Below are 1,208 nucleotides of genomic sequence, written 5' to 3' on the forward strand. Positions count from 1 at the left end.
TCAAGCAGGTTGTCGTGAACGCACAGGCGTTGTCGGACCAGCTGATCAAGGGCGGTCTGGACACTGTGACCCACGGTACCGACACCCATGTGGTGCTGGTCGATCTGCGACCCAAGGGCGTGACCGGCAACATTGTCGATAAGGCTCTGGGCCGGGCGCATATCACCTGCAACAAGAACGGCGTGCCGTTTGACCCGGAAAAACCGACCATCACCTCGGGCATCCGTCTGGGCTCCCCCGCCGGCACCACCCGCGGCTTTGGCGAGATCGAATTCCGCCAGATCGCCGACTGGATCATCGAGGTGGTCGACGGCCTGGCTGCCAATGGCGAAGACGGCAATGGCGCGGTTGAAGCCAAAGTCAAAGCCGAGGTTGCAGAGCTTTGCGCCAAATTCCCGATCTATCCAAACCTGTAAGACGAAGGATCCCAAAACCATGAGCTTTCACAACATCGACCAAGCCCCCGCACGCCTGAACCGCAGCGAGCTGGCCGTTCCGGGCAGCCAGCCCGGAATGTTCGAAAAGGCAGCGAAATCGGATGTGGACGTTATCTTCCTTGATCTGGAAGACGCTGTTGCACCGGACGAAAAGGAACAGGCGCGCAAGAACATCATCGAAGCACTGAACGATATCGACTGGGGCAACAAAGCCATGTCGGTGCGGATCAACGGGCTGGACACGCACTATATGTATCGCGATGTAGTGGATGTGGTCGAACAGGCCGGCGAACGGCTGGACCTGATCATGGTCCCCAAAGTTGGAACCGCTGCGGATGTCTATGCAGTTGACATGCTGGTGACGCAGATCGAGGACGCCAAAGGGTACAAGAAACGGATCGGGTTCGAACACATCATCGAAACCGCGCTTGGGATGCAGAATGTCAGCGAGATCGCGGCGGCCTCGAAACGCAACGAAAGCCTGCATTTCGGGGTTGCCGACTATGCGGCATCGACCCGTGCCCGGACCACAATCATCGGCGGTGTAAACCCCGACTATTCCGTTCTGACCGATGCGGACGCAGATGGCGGACGCATGACGCATTGGGGCGATATGTGGCACTATGCGCTAGCCCGCATGGTTGTCGCCGCCCGAGCCAACGGCCTGCGCCCGATCGACGGGCCCTTCGGTGACTTTCAGGATCCAGACGGGTATCGCGCGGCAGCGAAACGCGCGGCCGTTCTGGGATGTGAAGGAAAATGGGCTATCCA

At 59.4% G+C, this 1,208-nt stretch carries 1 protein-coding gene and 1 pseudogene; both read left to right on the forward strand.

The window, feature by feature from the left end; all coding sequences use genetic code 11:
• Positions 1-416: pseudogene (glyA, locus tag DS906_RS12955) on the forward strand (serine hydroxymethyltransferase); the annotation flags it as partial.
• Positions 417-435: 19 nt separating this feature from the next.
• The coding region (locus tag DS906_RS12960) for a CoA ester lyase (RefSeq protein ID WP_147235248.1) at positions 436-1,208 on the forward strand (773 nt) is incomplete at its 3' end.

The organism is Ruegeria sp. A3M17 (assembly GCF_003318255.1).
Taxonomy (GTDB): domain Bacteria; phylum Pseudomonadota; class Alphaproteobacteria; order Rhodobacterales; family Rhodobacteraceae; genus Ruegeria.